The following is a 547-nucleotide window of genomic DNA, read 5'->3' on the forward strand; positions in this document are numbered from 1 at the left end:
TTCCCGAAATTCGCTCTGAAGAGCTGCTGCGCTACACCGTGATTGGGTCGCGGCGGCCCAGCGTCTACTTTTGGGCGGTGGCGCTGACAGGGGGTGGGCTGGGCTTTACCCTGGCCGGTCTTTCCAGCTATTTCCACCGCAACTTGCTTCCCTTTTCCGATCCCGCCAGCCTGGTGTTCATTCCCCAGGGCATTGCCATGCTCTTTTACGGTGTGCTCGGATCCCTGGCGGGGCTGTATCAATGGCTGAGCCTGTACTGGAACCTGGGGGGCGGCTACAACGAGTTCAACCGCCGCACCCAGAAGATAACGCTGGTGCGGCAGGGCTTTCCGGGCAAAAACCGCGAGGTGCGGCTGGAATACGACTTTGCCGAGGTGCAAAGCCTGCGGGTCGAGCTGCGAGAAGGCCTCAACCCCCGCCGAGTTATCTACTTGCGGGTGAAAGGACGCGGCGACATCCCCCTCACCGGCGTTGGCCAGCCCCCTCCCCTGGCCGAGATCGAAAACCAAGCAGCCGAGATCGCCCGCTTTCTCAATGTCAGCCTAGA

Annotated in this window: 1 protein-coding gene; it reads left to right on the top strand. The window is 61.8% G+C overall.

Going from position 1 to position 547, the window contains the following annotated elements; translation table 11 throughout:
* A partial coding sequence (locus tag NW844_RS13135) for a photosystem I assembly protein Ycf4 (protein WP_414336282.1) occupies positions 1–547 on the top strand: 547 nt, incomplete at both ends.

The sequence above is a fragment of the Synechococcus sp. H55.2 genome (assembly GCF_047462495.1).
Taxonomy (GTDB): domain Bacteria; phylum Cyanobacteriota; class Cyanobacteriia; order Thermostichales; family Thermostichaceae; genus Thermostichus.